The sequence below is a fragment of the Psychrobacillus sp. genome (assembly GCF_032154225.1).
In the GTDB taxonomy this organism is placed as follows: domain Bacteria; phylum Bacillota; class Bacilli; order Bacillales_A; family Planococcaceae; genus Psychrobacillus.
Map to the genome: position 1 here is coordinate 164,663 of NZ_JALDYF010000006.1, position 17,261 is coordinate 181,923.

At 38.5% G+C, this 17,261-nt stretch carries 16 protein-coding genes, 1 riboswitch and 1 other annotated feature (1 of these 18 cut by a window edge); of the genes, 14 read left to right on the plus strand and 2 right to left on the minus strand.

Annotation, left to right across the window (positions count from 1 at the left end):
- Positions 1 to 51: 51 nt before the first annotated feature.
- Positions 52 to 474 (plus strand): protein-tyrosine phosphatase family protein, encoded by a 423-nt coding sequence (locus RUH95_RS10660; RefSeq protein WP_313892850.1) that lies wholly within the window; start codon positions 52 to 54, stop codon positions 472 to 474.
- 55 nt (positions 475 to 529) lie between these two features.
- Here the strand turns inward: RUH95_RS10660 and RUH95_RS10665 are convergent, their stop codons facing one another.
- Positions 530 to 2,023, minus strand: a complete 1,494-nt coding sequence (locus RUH95_RS10665) for a BCCT family transporter (protein ID WP_313892851.1) — start codon at positions 2,021 to 2,023, stop codon at positions 530 to 532.
- A 230-nt stretch (positions 2,024 to 2,253) separates the two neighbouring features.
- Positions 2,254 to 2,355: riboswitch (SAM riboswitch) on the plus strand.
- 350 nt (positions 2,356 to 2,705) lie between these two features.
- Between RUH95_RS10665 and RUH95_RS10670 the strand changes: the two genes are divergently transcribed.
- Together RUH95_RS10670 and RUH95_RS10675 are read left to right on the plus strand one after the other, a co-directional pair.
- Positions 2,706 to 3,053 (plus strand): hypothetical protein, encoded by a 348-nt coding sequence (locus RUH95_RS10670; protein ID WP_313892852.1) that lies wholly within the window; start codon positions 2,706 to 2,708, stop codon positions 3,051 to 3,053.
- Positions 3,054 to 3,207: 154 nt separating this feature from the next.
- Positions 3,208 to 4,131, plus strand: coding sequence for a S66 peptidase family protein (locus RUH95_RS10675; RefSeq protein WP_313892853.1), 924 nt, complete (start codon positions 3,208 to 3,210; stop codon positions 4,129 to 4,131).
- Between the two features lie 70 nt (positions 4,132 to 4,201).
- On the opposite strand, the gene RUH95_RS10680 is transcribed toward RUH95_RS10675, so the two are convergent.
- A complete protein-coding gene (locus tag RUH95_RS10680) occupies positions 4,202 to 4,882 on the minus strand; it encodes a class I SAM-dependent methyltransferase (RefSeq protein ID WP_313892854.1) in 681 nt (226 codons plus the stop codon).
- Between the two features lie 342 nt (positions 4,883 to 5,224).
- Here RUH95_RS10680 and rsgA point away from each other — a divergent pair, with 342 nt between their 5' ends.
- The 11 genes from rsgA to gltX all read left to right on the plus strand — a co-directional run bounded on the left by rsgA (position 5,225) and on the right by gltX (position 17,185).
- Positions 5,225 to 6,280, plus strand: coding sequence for a ribosome small subunit-dependent GTPase A (gene rsgA / locus RUH95_RS10685; RefSeq protein WP_313892855.1), 1,056 nt, complete (start codon positions 5,225 to 5,227; stop codon positions 6,278 to 6,280).
- Between the two features lie 12 nt (positions 6,281 to 6,292).
- Entirely contained in the window at positions 6,293 to 6,742 is a 450-nt protein-coding gene (locus RUH95_RS10690; RefSeq protein ID WP_313892856.1) for a GNAT family N-acetyltransferase, read from the plus strand.
- A 300-nt stretch (positions 6,743 to 7,042) separates the two neighbouring features.
- Complete coding sequence (locus tag RUH95_RS10695) at positions 7,043 to 7,510, plus strand: CtsR family transcriptional regulator (RefSeq protein ID WP_313892857.1); 468 nt, start codon at positions 7,043 to 7,045, stop codon at positions 7,508 to 7,510.
- A gap of 19 nt (positions 7,511 to 7,529) precedes the next feature.
- A complete protein-coding gene (locus RUH95_RS10700; RefSeq protein ID WP_313892858.1) occupies positions 7,530 to 8,072 on the plus strand; it encodes a UvrB/UvrC motif-containing protein in 543 nt (180 codons plus the stop codon).
- Entirely contained in the window at positions 8,062 to 9,156 is a 1,095-nt protein-coding gene (gene mcsB, locus RUH95_RS10705) for a protein-arginine kinase McsB (RefSeq protein ID WP_313892859.1), read from the plus strand. The genes RUH95_RS10700 and mcsB overlap by 11 nt, the downstream gene beginning before the upstream one ends.
- Positions 9,153 to 11,600 carry an ATP-dependent Clp protease ATP-binding subunit gene (locus RUH95_RS10710; RefSeq protein WP_313892860.1) on the plus strand — a complete coding sequence of 816 codons (2,448 nt, stop codon included), beginning with the start codon at positions 9,153 to 9,155 and terminating at the stop codon, positions 11,598 to 11,600. Before mcsB ends, RUH95_RS10710 begins: the two co-directional genes overlap by 4 nt.
- A gap of 59 nt (positions 11,601 to 11,659) precedes the next feature.
- A complete protein-coding gene (gene radA / locus RUH95_RS10715) occupies positions 11,660 to 13,030 on the plus strand; it encodes a DNA repair protein RadA (protein ID WP_313892861.1) in 1,371 nt (456 codons plus the stop codon).
- Positions 13,031 to 13,128: 98 nt separating this feature from the next.
- Positions 13,129 to 14,223 carry a PIN/TRAM domain-containing protein gene (locus RUH95_RS10720; RefSeq protein WP_313892862.1) on the plus strand — a complete coding sequence of 365 codons (1,095 nt, stop codon included), beginning with the start codon at positions 13,129 to 13,131 and terminating at the stop codon, positions 14,221 to 14,223.
- A 72-nt stretch (positions 14,224 to 14,295) separates the two neighbouring features.
- Positions 14,296 to 14,985, plus strand: coding sequence for a 2-C-methyl-D-erythritol 4-phosphate cytidylyltransferase (gene ispD, locus RUH95_RS10725; protein WP_313892863.1), 690 nt, complete (start codon positions 14,296 to 14,298; stop codon positions 14,983 to 14,985).
- Positions 14,986 to 14,989: 4 nt separating this feature from the next.
- Complete coding sequence (gene ispF, locus RUH95_RS10730) at positions 14,990 to 15,469, plus strand: 2-C-methyl-D-erythritol 2,4-cyclodiphosphate synthase (RefSeq protein WP_313892864.1); 480 nt, start codon at positions 14,990 to 14,992, stop codon at positions 15,467 to 15,469.
- Positions 15,470 to 15,721: 252 nt separating this feature from the next.
- Complete coding sequence (gene gltX / locus RUH95_RS10735; RefSeq protein ID WP_313892865.1) at positions 15,722 to 17,185, plus strand: glutamate--tRNA ligase; 1,464 nt, start codon at positions 15,722 to 15,724, stop codon at positions 17,183 to 17,185.
- 58 nt (positions 17,186 to 17,243) lie between these two features.
- Positions 17,244 to 17,261 (plus strand) — a binding site (T-box leader); it runs 206 nt beyond the window's last position.

Consider the following 17,261-nt stretch of genomic DNA (forward strand, 5'->3'; position numbering starts at 1 on the left):
CATAATCCCCCTGTTATAATGATATAAAACAATATAGAGGAGTGGATTAGGTTGGGAAAAAACTATGAAGCACTAGTTTCTAATCGCATTTTTGTTGGTGGAGTAGACGGTGTAGAGGATCTTTTGGCAAATGAAAAAATTGACGTCATCTTCGATTTAAGAGTAACTCTAAAAGATCATCCAGCAGAAAATTTACGTGTACATCAACCAATTGCAGACGAATCCCCTAGTCAAGATAAATCTATAAAAAAAGTGGTTGATGAAGTAGTCAAAGCTTATAACGAAGGGAAAAATGTGTATTTCCACTGTACTTCAGGACGAGGGAGAGCCGGCACATTAGCCGTTGCAACTTTAATGGAACTAGGTTTAGCGGAAACGGTGGAAGAAGCAGAAGGCAAAGCAAAAGCAATTCGTCCAAAAATCGATGTAAAGCCAGACCAAAAAGCAGCACTGGATAAAATTTATAATGGATAAATAATATAATGAAAACGCCAAGGGAATGGAAGCTATCTCTTGGCGTTTTTATTCTTTATTTTTTAGCTTTCATATTTTTTACTTCCACTTTTAGTTCTTTGATTAGCGAAACAACCATGAATAGCATCACAAAAGAAAAGGGTAATGCAGCAATGATAATTGTATTTTGTAATGCGTCTAATCCGCCAACTGATAACAAAATAATCGCAATCACAGATAAAGTGATACCCCAGATAAGCTTTACATTATTCGGTGGAGTCAATGAACCTTTTGTCGACATCATACCTAGAACAAATGTAGCTGAATCTGCAGATGTAATGAAAAAAGAAGCAATAAGTACTACTGCGAAAAAAGAGATAAGCGTTGATAATGGCATCGAGTGAAACATTTCGAAAATAGTCAGCTCGGTAGAAGACTGTGCTAGATCAGCAACTCCTCTTTTTTGCATATCAATAGCTGTCGTACCAAAAGCTGAGAACCAAATTGCTCCGAGCAATGTAGGTGCTACAAGCACACCGGCAACGAACTCTTTAATTGTCCGACCTTTTGATACGCGGGCAATAAACATACTTACGAATGGTGCCCATGAAATCCACCAAGCCCAGTAAAATATTGTCCAATTATCAAGCCAGTCGCGATTAGTCGCATTCAATGGTGCTGTACGTAAACTCATTTGCACAATGTTAGCCAGATAGCCACCAAAAGAGTCTGTGAAAATATCAAAAATAAGTAATGTAGGGCCAAGAATGAGGACAAAACCAAGAAGTGCAAGCGCAAGTACTAGATTCGTGTTGGATAAATATTTAATACCCTTACTTAGCCCAGACCATGCAGAAGCAACAAAAAGAATTGTTACAATAGCAATAATGAGAATTTGAGGAACAATTCCGATAGTTACATTGAAAAGGTAGTTTAATCCTGCGTTAATTTGAATAGCACCGATGCCTAGTGAAGTAGAGACGCCAAATGCGGTAGCAAAAACTGCAAGTACATCAACGAGAGTACCCCATGGACCTCCCATCCTTTTCCCAAATATTGGTTTCAAAGTTGCTGAGATTAACCCAGGTTCTCCTTTACGGAACTGGAAGAAGGCAAGTGATAGTGCAATAACTCCGTACATAGCCCAAACGTGGAATCCCCAGTGGAAGAAAGATTGACGAAAAGCTTCTTTAAAAGCCGCATCTGTATTAGGTTCCTCCGTTGCAGGACTAATTGCAAAGTGAGATAAAGGCTCAGCCGCACCGTAAAAAACAAGGCCAATACCCATCCCTGCAGAGAATAGCATAGAAATCCAGGTAATAGTAGAAAACTGTGGACGATCTGTATCTTTTCCAAGACGGATTTTTCCGTAAGGACTTAAGATGAAAAATATACTGAGCGCTAACATAAATGTCATAAGTAGCATGTAGTACCAGCCGAAAGACGATGCAACAAAACTTTTAATGGTTGATGTAATTGTTTCAAAATTCTCGGGTGCAAAAGCTCCATATCCGACAGCTAATGCAATTAACGCCATTGAAATATAAAAGGTCTTAGATAGTTTCTTCATGTTTCCCCCTTGATATAAATTATTAGTATAAGTTATTAACCTTACTAACAAAGTAGTGTGAAATCAAACGATACAAATTTTTCTATTTATTCGAAGTTATCCCCAAATTCTGTACTATTAAAACGAAAACCATCTTAAGTTCTTCAATTATAATAAAAAAAATTTTAAAATCATCCATTGACATTTACTAAGTCTATGGGTATAGTAGGGATTAATCGAATAAAACAACTTTCTTATCAAGAGAGGTGGAGGGGCTTGGCCCGATGATACCTCAGCAACAGGCAATTTATTGTACTGTGCTAATTCCAGAAGCACTCGCTTGAAGATAAGAAGAGAATAATCGCGATGACGTTTAAACCTCTTCTTGTTTCAAAGAAGGGGTTTTATTTGATTCAAACTTTGGTAACACCTCACTGCACTTTAAGTACTCATTTGTAGAAGAGTGTATCGAGTAAATATATATAGTTTTCTTTCTTGAATATCTCATTTGATTTAAGTAGGGGAGAAAAAATACCACCACACATTGTTTTAAAGAGGAAAAGGTTAGATAAAAAAGCTTGGACATAGTCCAGGCTTTTTTACATGCTTTAACTTTATTTGAATCGGGTTAAGGTGTTTGTCTTGTTCGTGTAGTGTACTTTTGCATTTACTAGTATAAGAGTAAGGGGGAGGTGATTTTATTATGAACCGTCATTGTCATTCATGCAGACCGCAACAACCATGCAATTCATGCCAACAAGGTCAACAAACGCAGTGGTTACCACCTGCGCAACCAATCGTCTGTCCTCCACAATATAGATGTCATGATTCATTTGTACCGAGAATGCAACCTGTCATTCATCCAATCGTGAATGTAAACCGTGAGCATGTTGTGAATGTTCCTCAGCATTTCTTCACACAAACGAATGAGAACGTAGTCGTAAATCCAGGATTCCAACGACCTGGACCTATGATGAATCAATTCCAGCAACAACCATTCCAACAGCAGCAATTTCAACAACAACAACAATTTTTCCCAGGACAATATTAAATAGTTCACCTGCGACGAGTAAGAAGAGTGCGCAGAAGTAAATGCAAATGCCTTTTTTACAAAGTGCATTTGCTTTTTCTTTTCAGTCATACAATAAGATAAGGTAGTATAGTAATATGTACTAAAGATGAATTTGATAAAGGAGAAAATGTATATGAAAATTCGTCCAAGACGATTGCAAAAAGGAGATACGATTGGGATTATTGCCCCTTCGAGTCCGCCGAATTTAACACAGTTAAAAAACTCTTTGTCTTTTTTACAGGAGCTTGGATTATCGTATAAAATGGGGAAAAGTGTAGAAAAAGTTTATGGATATCTTGCCGGTACGGATGAAGAGCGATTAGAGGATTTACACGAGATGTTCGCAGATCCAACCATTGCTGGTATTATTTGCGCGGGCGGAGGATTTGGTTCTGCGAGATATGCGGATAAAATCGATTTTCAATTGATGAATGAATGTCCGAAGATTTTCTGGGGCTATTCAGATATTACTTTTTTACATACAGGTATGAATGTGTATTCAGATATTGTTACTTTCCATGGTCCAATGTTAGCTTCCGATGTTGGAAAAGATACATTCTCTGATTTATCGAAGAAAATGTTTCAACAGCTATTTGAGCCAATGGAACTGCACTATACGGAAGCAATTTCTCCTCTGGAAAGACTTTCTGGAGGAGTTGCAAGAGGAGAGCTAACAGGAGGAAATCTATCCTTACTTGTTAGTGGAATTGGTACAAAATATGAAGTAGATACAAAAGGAAAGCTATTGTTAATAGAAGATACAGGTGAAGAGCCATATCGAATCGACGGAATGCTTAATCAGCTCCGACTGGCTGGAAAGTTAGATGAAGCAACCGGGTTTGTCATTGGAGATTTTAAGGATGCAGAGCCGTCAAAAAGTAAGATTTCACTTACTCTAGATGAGGTGCTGAATCATTATTTAGGAGCTCTTGGAAAACCTGCTGTAAAAGGCTTTAAAATTGGACATTGCGAGCCGCATTTTGCCGTTCCGCTTGGTGCAGAAGCACAGTTAGATGCGGATCATTTAACACTTTCAATTTTACCTGGGGTGGAATAACATATAAAAAACGCAGTGGGTTTGAACTTCCTGCGTTTTTTGTATGTATGATAGGTAGTGTCATCCTCCGTTATTTCTTATAACAAATCCATCCACCAAAAAGTGTTGTGGAGAAAAATTTTGCAATCTTTACGAAACCAGCTTCTTGTAATAATTGAACAACTTTCTCTTCTGGTAAATACGAAAGGGAAAGGATTTCTTGTTCCATTGCATCCACTTCTGTAGATGTTAGCTTCGTTGTATCGAGCCAATAGCTTTTCCAAAGTTTCAAGCGCTCTTGAAACTCTTCGCTGTTAGGGTCTCCGTATTTACTAATTAAAACAAATGGTGCATTATCCTTTAAACGAGCGTGTATATTTTGAAGTGTCTTTAACTTTTCTTCGTATGCATGTATGAAATGTAAAACTAAAATGCAAGTAGCGGCATCGAAAGAACTCTTTGTGGAGATATCTTCCACAGTTCCAGTAAGTAGAGTAACACGATTACTGAGCTCCGCTTCTTTGCATTTTTCATTTGCGACAGCAAGCATTGTTTCGGATGGATCGACCCCTGTAAATTTCCATCCAGGATTATTCAATCCGAAGTTCGTTACTTCATTCCCACCACCTGCACCTACTATTAATAAATGTGCATCTTCTGGAGTATTTGCACGCAAAAAAGTTTGAATTAATCGAAGCATTGGATCATAAGTAGGTAACGCTCGTCTAATGCCACTATCATATTGCTTTGCAAGCTTTGCATCGAATTCCATTTTCATCCCCCTTAAATGCACTTTTCCATAACAAGAAAATTGCGTGAAATTATTTTTTGTTGACGTATCTCCATTATTATTGTATTCTGAAAATAACTTAAAGAAAAGGAGTGAGGCGTTATGGCAAATTTAATTTTAAATCCACGAATCAGTAAGTTCATGATGTCCCACTCTGTTTGTTTCTAATTGTAAATCGAATATGTTTTTAATTTGCTTGTAACTGACGAGCAAATGCATTTCGTTATACTTTTGGAGACACTTCTTTACTAATGACCGGGGAAACCATGACTGCTGATTCGTGCAGTCATGGTTTTTTTATACCCAAAATTAGGAGGAAGAAAATTGAATTTAATCGAACAATATGGTTGGAATAATAAATGGGAAGAAAAATTAACGAGTAAAGGAATCGCGGGTCGTGTATTACTCGAGCATAAAAACTTATATCGTGTTATGACAAATGAAGGAGAATGGTTATGTTCTCTTTCTGGAAAGTTTAAGTTTGATCATGGTCGAGAAGCGTTTCCGGCAGTTGGGGATTGGGTTGTACTTGAACAAATGCCTGGTGAAGAAAAAGGAATTATTCAAGAAGTGCTTCCTCGTAGCTCACAATTTTCAAGAAAAATGGCGGGGTTAACAACGGAAATCCAGTTAATCGCTGTGAATGTCGATTATGTATTTCTTGTCATGTCGCTTAATCATGACTTTAACGTACGAAGATTAGAACGATATTTGCTAGCAGCTTGGGATTCTGGTGCAACACCTGTAGTTGTTCTAACGAAAAAGGATGTATGCGAGGACTTAGCGTACTATATAAGTGAAGTAGAGTCAGTAGCCTTTGGGGTAGACGTATTTGCAGTAAGTAGTGTAACAGGAGAAGGAATTGACAACCTTGCAAGCCTTTTATCGGCAGGTAAGACAGGGGCATTATTAGGGTCTTCTGGAGTAGGGAAATCTTCTCTTATCAATTCCTTATCTGGAGAACAAGTGATGGTTGTTAACGATATTAGAGACGACGACAGTAAAGGACGCCACACAACTACACACCGGGAGCTCACCTTGTTACCGTGTGGAGGTCTATTGATAGATACACCAGGCATGCGAGAATTTCAGCTTTGGGATACAAGTGATGGCGTGAGTGCGAGCTTTAAAGATATTGAAGAACTAGCGGAAGAATGCCGTTTTCGTGATTGTAAGCATGTGAAAGAACCAGGATGTGCGATTCGAGAAGCAATTTATACAGGGGCTTTAAAGGAAGATCGATATAAGAGCTATGTAAAACTGATGAGAGAGCTTGCGCATATCGAACGAAAAAATGATGCAGTAGCTCAAAAAGTAGAACGTGGTAAATGGAAGCAAATTGCGAAAATGCAAAAAAGTCATCATTCGAAGAAAAAGTAAAAGGAGAATGTAATGATTCAATTACTTAACCATCAAGATATATGTACTGCTGAACAAATGTTGGCGGTCCAACTACCAGCTTATCAAATTGAAGCAGAGCTCATAAAGTTTGCTGGAATTCCCCAGCTAAATGATACGCCTCAAAACATTATGAGCTCTAAAGAAGTTTTTCTTGGTTATTTTGAACAAACAAAATTAGGGGGATTTATCTCGTTTACAGAAACAGATGAACTAATCGATATTTGTAGGCTTGTAGTACATCCAAATTATTTCCGTAAAGGAATTGCATCCTCATTATTAAAGTGTTTATTATCATCTAGGCAGTCAAGTCAACAAGTGATAGTAACGACAGGAGCCAAAAATGCCCCTGCTATTAGACTTTATGAACAATTTGGATTCACTAAGACAAAAGATATCGAAATAGAGCCTGACTTCTTCATTACCGAACTAACTTACTGTTGAATAAAATAAAAAAACTGTTTTTAGACTACTAACTCATATGATTAGTAGTTTTTTTCTTTGGAAATTCGGGAACACTTAATTGTATTCAGCAAAAAACACTTACTGAATACAATTAAAGCCTCCGGCGGATGCCACAGATTTTGAAAGGAATGAATTGAGCTAGCTCAGATCAAAATCTGGGCGCAATCACGCCGAGGCGTAATTGATAAGAAAAATCATATCAATTGCACATCAATAATTTTCTCGTTATAATAAAGTCAAAGTTAGTCAAAGTCAGTATTGTGAATTGAGGTGAGAAAGATGAGAAATATATCTGACATTATTGAAGGGTATTTGAAGGGTATTATCGAAGAAGAGAGTATGGAACAAATTGAAATAAAAAGAAGTGAAGTTGCTGAAATGTTTCAATGTGTGCCATCTCAGATAAACTATGTGATAAATACAAGGTTTACCGTAGATCGCGGATATTTAGTGGAGAGTAAACGTGGTGGTGGTGGGTATATTCGAATTCTTCGCGTACGGGCGCATACAAAGGCTGATTTAATTGAGCATATAATAGAGAGCTTGGAAAATGGAGCATCCGAGTCAATGACCGATGATATTGTTTATCGACTAATCGACGAGGATATTATTTCCAAAAGAGAAGCGAAGCTCATTTTAGCAGCCCTTACTCGAACGACACTTGCTATTCCGCTGCCAACAAGAGATGAATTACGAGCGCGTATTTTATGCGCCATGTTATTAACGTTAAAATATGAAAAAAAGTGATAAAACGGGGTGTTGAAAAATGATTTGTGAAAATTGTAAACAAAGGCCTGCGAAAGTAAAGGTTACACAAATGCATAATGGCGAGCATTTTGAACGTCATTATTGTGAAGTCTGTGCAAATAGCCTCCACCCGTTTTACGTAGAGTATAAACAAGATCCATTATCGCTGCATCAACTTTTATCGAACTGGTTCGATCATACCGATCAACAACTAGTGCAGCGACAACAAAGTGCATCCGTTACTTGTGAAAAATGTGACTGGTCTTTCCAACGTTTTTTAAATGAAGGGAAATTTGGATGCGCTTCTTGTTACGATAGCTTCCGAGAAAAGCTGCCAAATGTTTTTAAACGTTTGCATAACGGAAATACTGCACATGTTGGGAAAGCACCAGGTGCATTTGGTGAAAAGCTAGAACTTAAAAAACGAATTGAAGCTATTCGCTTGCAGATGAAAAATGCTATCGAAACAGAGCGATTTGAAGAAGCTGCATTGTTAAGGGATGAAGCAAGAGAACTAGAAGGTAAGCTAGCTGTTGGAGGGGACGATATCCATGTCGATTGAACGATTTTTAGATAATTCTATTTCGAGCTGGATGGCTGGAAATGGGGAGCATTCCGATATTGTCATGAGCACGAGAATCCGCCTAGCGAGAAATTTAAATGGCTACCGTTTTCCATTAGCATTTACGGAAGATGAAGCGCATAAAATTGACCAATCTGTTTCGGCTACATTGCTCGATGGCAGTGAAGATTTACAAATGAACTTCTCTTCTTTTCAAATAAAAGATTTATCTGAACTAAATCGGCAAGTGTTAGTAGAAAAGCACTTAATTAGCCCTAATCTTGCGAATTCGAAAGTAGCAGGTTCGGCATTATTATCAGACGACGAATCGGTTAGTGTAATGGTCAATGAAGAAGATCATATTCGAATTCAGTGCTTATTTGCCGGGTTTCAAATTCAGGAAGCATATGCTCAAGCAGATACAATCGACCGATTGCTAGAGAAGGAATTGCCGTATGCATTCGATGAACATTTTGGTTACTTAACAAGCTGCCCAACGAATACTGGCACAGGGTTACGCGCCTCTGTCATGATGCATCTACCAGCATTAACGATGACGAAGCAAATGAATCGCATTGTAACGATCATTTCGAGATTAGGAATGGCTGTACGGGGTATATATGGTGAAGGAAGTGAAGCGCTCGGTAATGTTTATCAAGTATCGAACCAAACGACACTTGGAAAATCAGAGGAAGACATACTTGCCGATCTTCAAAGTATTTCAGAACAAATTATCCAAAAGGAAAGAGAAGCAAGAAATACATTGCTCAAACACTCTGCTAGCACGCTAGAGGATAGGGTGTATCGTGCTTTAGGTACGTTATCTTACGCTCGTATTATGACGACAGAAGAAGCGGGGAAATGTTTGTCAGACGTGCGTTTAGGGATAGACGTAGAAATGATTAAAGATGTGGATGTGTCTATTTTGAATGAATGTATGGTGTTTATGCAACCAGGATTTCTGCAAAAATATGCTGAAACTACCTTAAATGCTTCGGAACGAGACATGTTTCGAGCGAAATTATTAAGAGAACGATTGCAAATGGGAGAACAATTGAAAACAAAAGGAGAGGAACTAGCATGATGTTTAATCGATTCACACAAAGATCACAAAAAGTATTACAGTTAGCACAAGAGGAAGCAATTCGTTTAAAGCATGAATCTATTGGAACAGAACATATATTACTTGGACTTATCCGAGAAGGTAGTGGAATCGCTGCAAAAGCGTTAGAAGCAATAGAAGTAGACCCTAAAGTTATTGAAGCAGGAGTAGAAGAATTAGTAGGAACAGGGGCGGAAGATGTTGGTCCGATCGTTCACTACACACCTCGAGCAAAAAAGGTTATTGAACTATCTGTAGATGAGTCACGCAAACTTGGTCATTCGTATATCGGGACAGAGCATTTATTGCTAGCTTTAATCCGTGAAGGTGAAGGAGTTGCAGCGAGAGTATTAAATAATTCAGGTGTAAGCTTGAACAAAGCACGTCAACAAGTCCTTCAATTATTAGGGAGTACGGATCAGTCTCATGCAAACGGTGGTAATAATGCTGCTCCAGCAAGTACTCCAACATTAGACGGTTTGGCACGTGATTTAACGCAAATCGCAAGAGAAGGAACATTGGATCCAGTAATTGGCCGTAGCAAAGAAATTACACGCGTTATCGAGATTTTGGCACGTCGTACAAAAAATAATCCAGTCTTAATCGGAGAACCTGGTGTCGGTAAAACAGCTATTGCAGAAGGTTTAGCACAGCAAATTGTTCAAAATGAAGTGCCAGAAATTCTACGTGACAAACGAGTAATGACACTTGATATGGGTACAGTAGTTGCAGGTACAAAATATCGTGGAGAATTTGAAGATCGTTTGAAAAAAGTGATGGATGAAATCCGCCAAGCGGGAAATGTTATTTTATTCATCGATGAGTTACACACATTAATCGGAGCTGGGGGAGCAGAAGGTGCTATCGATGCATCAAATATTTTGAAACCAGCTTTGGCTCGCGGAGAACTTCAATGTATCGGAGCAACAACATTGGATGAATACCGCAAATACATCGAAAAAGATGCTGCACTTGAGCGTCGTTTCCAACCAATTCAAGTCGATGAGCCGTCTGTTGATGAAGCAATTCAGATTATTTACGGACTGCGTGATCGATATGAAGCACATCACCGTGTGAAAATTACGGATGAAGCTGTAGTAGCAGCAGTAAAAATGTCTGATCGCTATATTTCTGATCGTTTTTTACCGGATAAAGCAATTGACTTAATCGATGAAGCAGGGTCAAAAGTGCGACTTCGTTCTTACACAACGCCTCCTAATCTGAAAGAATTGGAAGCAAAATTAGAAGCAATTCGTTCGGAGAAAAATGCATCGGTGCAAAGCCAAGAATTCGAAAAAGCTGCTTCTTTCCGTGATAAAGAACAAAAGTTAAAAGATGAATTAGAAAAAATGAAAAACAATTGGAAAGAAAAGCAAGGAAAAGAAGAGTCCGAGGTAACAGTAGAAGATATTGCATCAGTAGTTTCAATGTGGACGGGAGTACCTGTTTCTAAACTTGCGCAAACCGAATCTGATAAGTTGTTGAAATTGGAAGATACACTTCATGAAAGAATAATCGGTCAATCAGAAGCTGTAGATGCTATTTCTCGTGCTATTCGCCGTGCCCGTGCTGGATTAAAAGATCCGAAGCGTCCAATCGGTTCATTCATCTTCTTAGGACCAACTGGCGTTGGTAAAACAGAGCTTGCTCGTGCTTTAGCGGAAGTTATGTTTGGTGATGAAGATGCAATGATTCGAGTAGATATGTCCGAATACATGGAAAAACATTCTACATCCCGTCTTGTTGGTTCTCCTCCAGGATACGTTGGATTTGATGACGGTGGACAATTAACAGAAAAAGTTCGTCGTAAACCATATTCGGTTATTTTATTGGACGAAATTGAAAAAGCACATCCAGATGTGTTTAATATTCTCCTTCAAGTTTTAGAGGATGGTCGCCTAACAGATTCGAAAGGACGTACAGTTGATTTCCGCAATACTGTCGTTATTATGACTTCGAACGTTGGGGCAGAAGCGCTTAAATACAATAAATACGTTGGGTTTAATCTACAAGAAGGTGCGAAAACAGATTATAAAGATATGAAGGGCAAAATGTTATCAGAATTGAAAAAAGCATTCCGCCCAGAATTCTTAAACCGTCTAGACGAAATGATTGTGTTCCACTCATTAGAAAGAGAACATTTAAAACAAATCGTTTCATTAATGACGCAGCAGTTGGCAAAACGTTTAAAAGAACAAGATATTGATCTAGAGCTAACGGAAGCGGCTCAAGAGAAAATTACAACAGAAGGATTTGATCCAGCATATGGTGCACGTCCGTTGCGTCGAGCGTTGCAAAAACATGTAGAAGATCGTCTTTCGGAAGAATTGTTAAAAGGTGAAGTACTTGCTGGTCAACATGTAGTATTTGATGTAGAGAACGATGAATTTATTGTTCGTTTAAAAACAGCAGTAACAGAGAAATAATAGTGTGGGCATTCCGAACATTACGTAAGGAATGCCCTTTTTTTACATAGGAGGTTCTAATGGCTAAGAAGAAAACGAAATTTATGTGTAATGGCTGCGGCTATGAATCTGCAAAATGGATGGGAAGATGTCCAGGATGTGGTGAATGGAATACGATGGTGGAAGAGTTGGAAATCGTTTCGAAAGGACCGAAACGTTCGTTTCAGCATTCTACTGGAGTCGTGCAAAAAGCGTTGCCGATTAGTGCCATAGAAACGGTCGATGCACCGCGAGTGGAAACAGGTTTAATGGAATTGAACCGAGTGCTTGGCGGAGGAATTGTGCCGGGTTCCTTGATTTTAATCGGTGGAGATCCCGGTATCGGTAAATCGACATTGCTTTTACAAGTTTCGGCATTGCTTGCGAACAGAGGAGAGCGTGTTCTCTATATTTCTGGGGAGGAATCAATTAGACAAACGAAACTGCGTGCAGAGCGACTTGGCGTTAAATCAGAAGAACTTTATATTTATTCGGAAACGAATTTAGAATTAATCAATGAAACAATCGATAGTGTAGAGCCTCGATTTGTTATTGTCGATTCTATACAAACTGTTCATCATCCAGATGTGACAAGTGCCCCAGGTAGTGTTTCTCAAGTTCGTGAATGTACAGCTGAACTAATGCGCATTGCGAAAACAAAAAATATTGCTATCTTTTTAGTCGGACATGTAACGAAAGAAGGACAAATTGCAGGTCCTCGACTTTTAGAGCATATGGTAGATACGGTGTTGTACTTTGAAGGTGAACGTCATCATACATATCGTATTTTGCGCTCACAAAAAAACCGTTTCGGTTCGACGAATGAGATTGCCATTTTTGAAATGGTACAGCAAGGGTTAAAAGAAGTGTTGAATCCTTCTGAGCTATTTTTACAAGAACGTTCACACGGAGCAGCCGGTTCCGCCATTGTCGCTTCGATGGAAGGGACAAGGCCGATATTAGTAGAAATTCAGGCGTTAGTGACCCAATCTAGCTTTAATTATCCAAAGCGTATGGCAACTGGCATTGATCAAAACCGCGTGTCTTTATTGATGGCGGTGCTAGAAAAACGAATGGGATTGTTGTTGCAAACACAAGATGCTTATATAAAAGTTGCAGGTGGAGTGAAATTAGACGAACCTGCCATCGATTTAGCCGTCCTAGTAAGTATCGTATCTAGTTTTCGAGATGCTGGAGTAACACCTACGGACTGTTTTATAGGAGAAGTTGGGTTGACTGGCGAAGTAAGACGAGTATCGAGAATTGAGCAACGTGTACAAGAAGCAGCGAAATTAGGATTCCAAAGAGCGATCGTTCCTGCATCTAATATTGGTGGATGGGATTTTCCGAAAGGAATTCATGTCGTTGGTGTAGAATCAGTTAATGAAGCAATGAAAGAAGCATTTCAATAAAACGTCTTTTTATTTTGATAAGCGGAAGTACTCTCGCTTATCAAAATAGACGTATGATGAAAGAAGACAGTATAATAAAATAAATGGAGGTGGGAAGTTTGTTGAAATGGACTATTCAAATTGCGTTTGTTTTAATAGGTGGTACACTAGGGTTTTTATTTTTACCGCACTTATACAAGTTAATTAATTTATCTGATAACCCTTGGATTCACAATACGTATGTATCTGTTATTATTGGAGCGATCTTACTGTATATTGTTGCTCTTTTTTTAACAGACTATTTGATCGATTTTATAAAATGGATGGAAGAGCGTTTGTTAAAAGCGCCGATTGGGGATTTACTGTTTGGAACATTAGGATTAGTTGTCGGGTTAATCGTTGCATTCTTACTTGGTACTGCGGTTAGTAGCATGGCAATTCCTGGTGTTGAGTCAGTGGTACCTGTTTTATTATCCATTGTGCTAGGGTATTTAGGTTTCCAAGTTGGCTTTAAGAAACGAGATGAATTGATTCAAGTTTTCATTTCTTCTAAACAAAGTACGAGTAAGAAAAAGAGTGCAGAAGAAGAGGAACAAGGTCAAGGGTTAAGTCTAGGCACATACAAATTACTTGATACGAGTGTTATTATTGATGGGCGAATTGCAGATATTTCTCAAACGGGCTTTATGGAAGGTGTCCTTGTAGTTCCGCAATTTGTTCTAACCGAATTACAGCATATTGCTGATTCTTCTGATACGCTGAAAAGAACAAGAGGTCGCCGTGGCTTAGATGTGTTGAAAACATTGCAAACAGAGCGTGCTTCGGCAGTGTTAATCGTAGAAGAGGACTTTGAAGATATACAAGAAGTTGACTTAAAACTTGTAAGACTAGCGAAAAAAATGAGTGGAATTGTTGTGACAAATGATTTCAACTTGAATAAAGTGTGTGATCTTCACCAAGTTAGGGTTTTGAATATTAATGACTTAGCGAATGCTGTAAAACCTGTCGTTATTCCCGGGGAAATAATGCATGTAGTTGTTATTAAAGATGGAAAAGAACAAAACCAAGGTGTAGCATATTTAGATGATGGAACGATGATTGTAGTCGAAGGCGGGAAATCGTATATGGGACAGGCGATTAATGTAGAAGTAACGAGCGTTCTTCAAACTTCGGCTGGTCGAATGATTTTTGCAAAACCGCAAGACTCGAAATAATAGAAAGGGGTTGTTTCCTAGAAATTAGTAGGAAAATCCCCTTTTTCTATTGTGTACAGGAGGAAAAATAATATGATGTATACAGTGTTATTGCCTGCTGCAGGAAGCGGGAAACGCATGGGTGCAGGTCAAAATAAATTATTTTTAGAGTTAAGAGATGCCCCTATTTTAATACATACTTTACGCGTGTTTGAGAAAGATCCACACTGCAAACATATTGTGTTGGCTATAAAAGTAGAGGAACAAGCTTTTATTGAACAGCTTCTTCAAAAATATCAAATTACAAAGGTGGCTGCTATTACGGAAGGAGGAGCAGAGCGACAGCATAGTGTATATGCGTGTTTAAAAGCTTCTCCAGAGCAGGGAATTGTTCTTGTTCACGACGCTGCGAGGCCTTTTATTAAACAGCAAGTGATCCATCAGCTTGTTGAAGTTGCTATGAAGTCAGGGGCTGCAGTTGCGGCAGTTCGAGCGAAGGATACGATGAAAAAGGTGGCAAATGGTATAATTCAAGAGACTGTAGATAGGGAAAGCCTATGGATTATCCAAACCCCACAAGCATTTCAATATGCGTTGTTAGAAAAAGCAGAGAGATTGGCAGATGAAGCGAGCTTTTTGGGTACGGATGAAGCGATGCTTGTCGAACGATTAGGAGAGCAAGTTCACATTGTGGAAAGTACGTATGATAACGTGAAAATGACGACACAAGAAGATCTTCTTTTTGGAGAGATTATATTAAAAAATAAAGAGCAGGAGGAATAGTAGAATGATACGAGTAGGTCAAGGATTTGATGTGCATGAATTTGCAAACGATCGTCCACTAATAATTGGAGGCATTACAATTCCTTATGAAAGAGGTCTTATTGGGCATTCGGATGCAGACGTTTTACTACATACAATTACGGATGCGGCGTTAGGAGCAATTGGAGAAGGAGATATCGGGAAACATTTTCCGGATACAGATCCTGAGTTCAAAGATGCAGATTCAGCTAAATTATTGGAGTATATTTGGAAACTAGTGGATGACAGAGGTTACAAATTAGGGAATATTGATTGTACGATTATTGCACAAAAGCCAAAAATGGCTCCGCATATTGAAACGATTCGTGCTCGAGTAGCAGAATTACTGCAAGCTGACGTGTCGCAAGTGAACGTAAAAGCGACGACAACGGAAAAACTAGGATTTATAGGTCGTGAAGAAGGAATTGCTTCCATGGCAACGATATTACTTGTAAAGAAAGACTAACTTTAAAAAATACTTTAGCAGTGGTAAGATTAAAAAAGTTTAACTTCATCCAGCTCACCTTTTTAAGTAGTAAGATGGATGTGAATGGGTCGTAAACTTAAGTAGTGCATGGAGATGCATGCTGGATAAAGTTAATGCCTCCGGCGGATGTCACAGATTTTTTAAAGAATTCATTGAGCAAGCTCGATGATAAATTTGGACGCAAATACGCCAAGGAGAATTTGATATAAACGAAAACTAGGAGGATTTACAATGACACAAGAAGTTCGCGTACGTTACGCACCGAGTCCAACAGGGCATTTGCACATTGGAGGAGCGCGTACAGCATTATTTAACTATTTATATGCACGTCACCATAACGGGAAATTTATCGTTCGTATTGAGGATACAGATATTGAACGTAATATTGAAGGCGGCGAATTATCGCAGCTTGAAAACTTAAAATGGTTAGGTATCGACTATGATGAGTCTATAGATATTGGTGGACCTTATGCGCCATATCGCCAAATGGAGCGTTTAGATATTTATACAAAGCATGCGGAGGAAATGTTAGAAAAAGGACATGCATATAAATGTTTCTGTACTTCGGAAGAGTTGGAAGCAGAGCGTGACATCCAAAAAGCTAACGGAGTAGCTGCTCCAATGTATAAAGGTAAATGCCGTAATTTATCTGCTGCGGAAGTACAGGAAAAAGAAACGGCTAACACGCCTTATACAATCCGTATGCGTGTACCGGCAAATGTAACATACACATTTGAAGACTTAGTTCGTGGATCCGTTACATTCGAATCAAAAGACGTTGGAGATTGGGTGCTTGTAAAAGCTAATGGAATTCCGACTTATAATTACGCGGTAGTGTTAGACGATTACTTTATGAAAATTTCTCACGTTTTCCGTGGAGAAGAACATCTATCAAATACACCAAAGCAATTGATGATATTTGAAGCGTTTGGATGGGAAGCACCTAAATACGGTCATATGACATTAATCATCAATGAAAATCGTAAAAAACTTTCGAAACGTGATGAGTCTATTATTCAATTTGTTTCCCAATATAAAGAACTTGGCTACCTACCAGAAGCAATGTTTAACTTCTTTGCACTTTTAGGGTGGTCTCCAGAAGGCGAAGATGAAATTTTTTCGAAAGAGAATTTCATCAAAATGTTCGATGTTACTCGTCTATCTAAATCACCATCGATGTTTGATAAACAAAAATTAACATGGACAAACAATCAATATATTAAGCAATTGCCACTAGAAAAAGTAGTAGAGCTTGCACTGCCACATTTACAAAAAGCAGAATTATTACCAGCAGAATTATCGGAAGAACAACAGGCTTGGGCAACAAGCTTAATCGCTCTTTATCATGACCAAATGAGTTTTGGTGCAGAAATTGTCGAATTGTCTTCGTTATTCTTTAACGATGAACTTGAATATAATGAAGAAGCGGCAGAAGTATTAGCTGGTGAACAAGTACCAGAAGTAATGGCTGCATTTAAAGTGCAATTGGAAAGTTTGGAAACGTATGAAGCAGCTGAAATTAAAGCTGCAATTAAAGCGGTACAAAAAGAAACTGGCCATAAAGGAAAAAACCTATTTATGCCAATTCGTGTAGTAACTACGGGCCAAACTCATGGTCCAGAACTTCCAGATGCAATCGGCTTAATCGGGAAAGAAAAAGTAATTGCTCGAGTAGCGAAATACGCTAAACAATAAAGTTGACTTTCTATTCATAAGGTGTGAAAATGAGGGTACAAATTCCGAACGGAAGTAATAATAAGCTAAGAAGAGG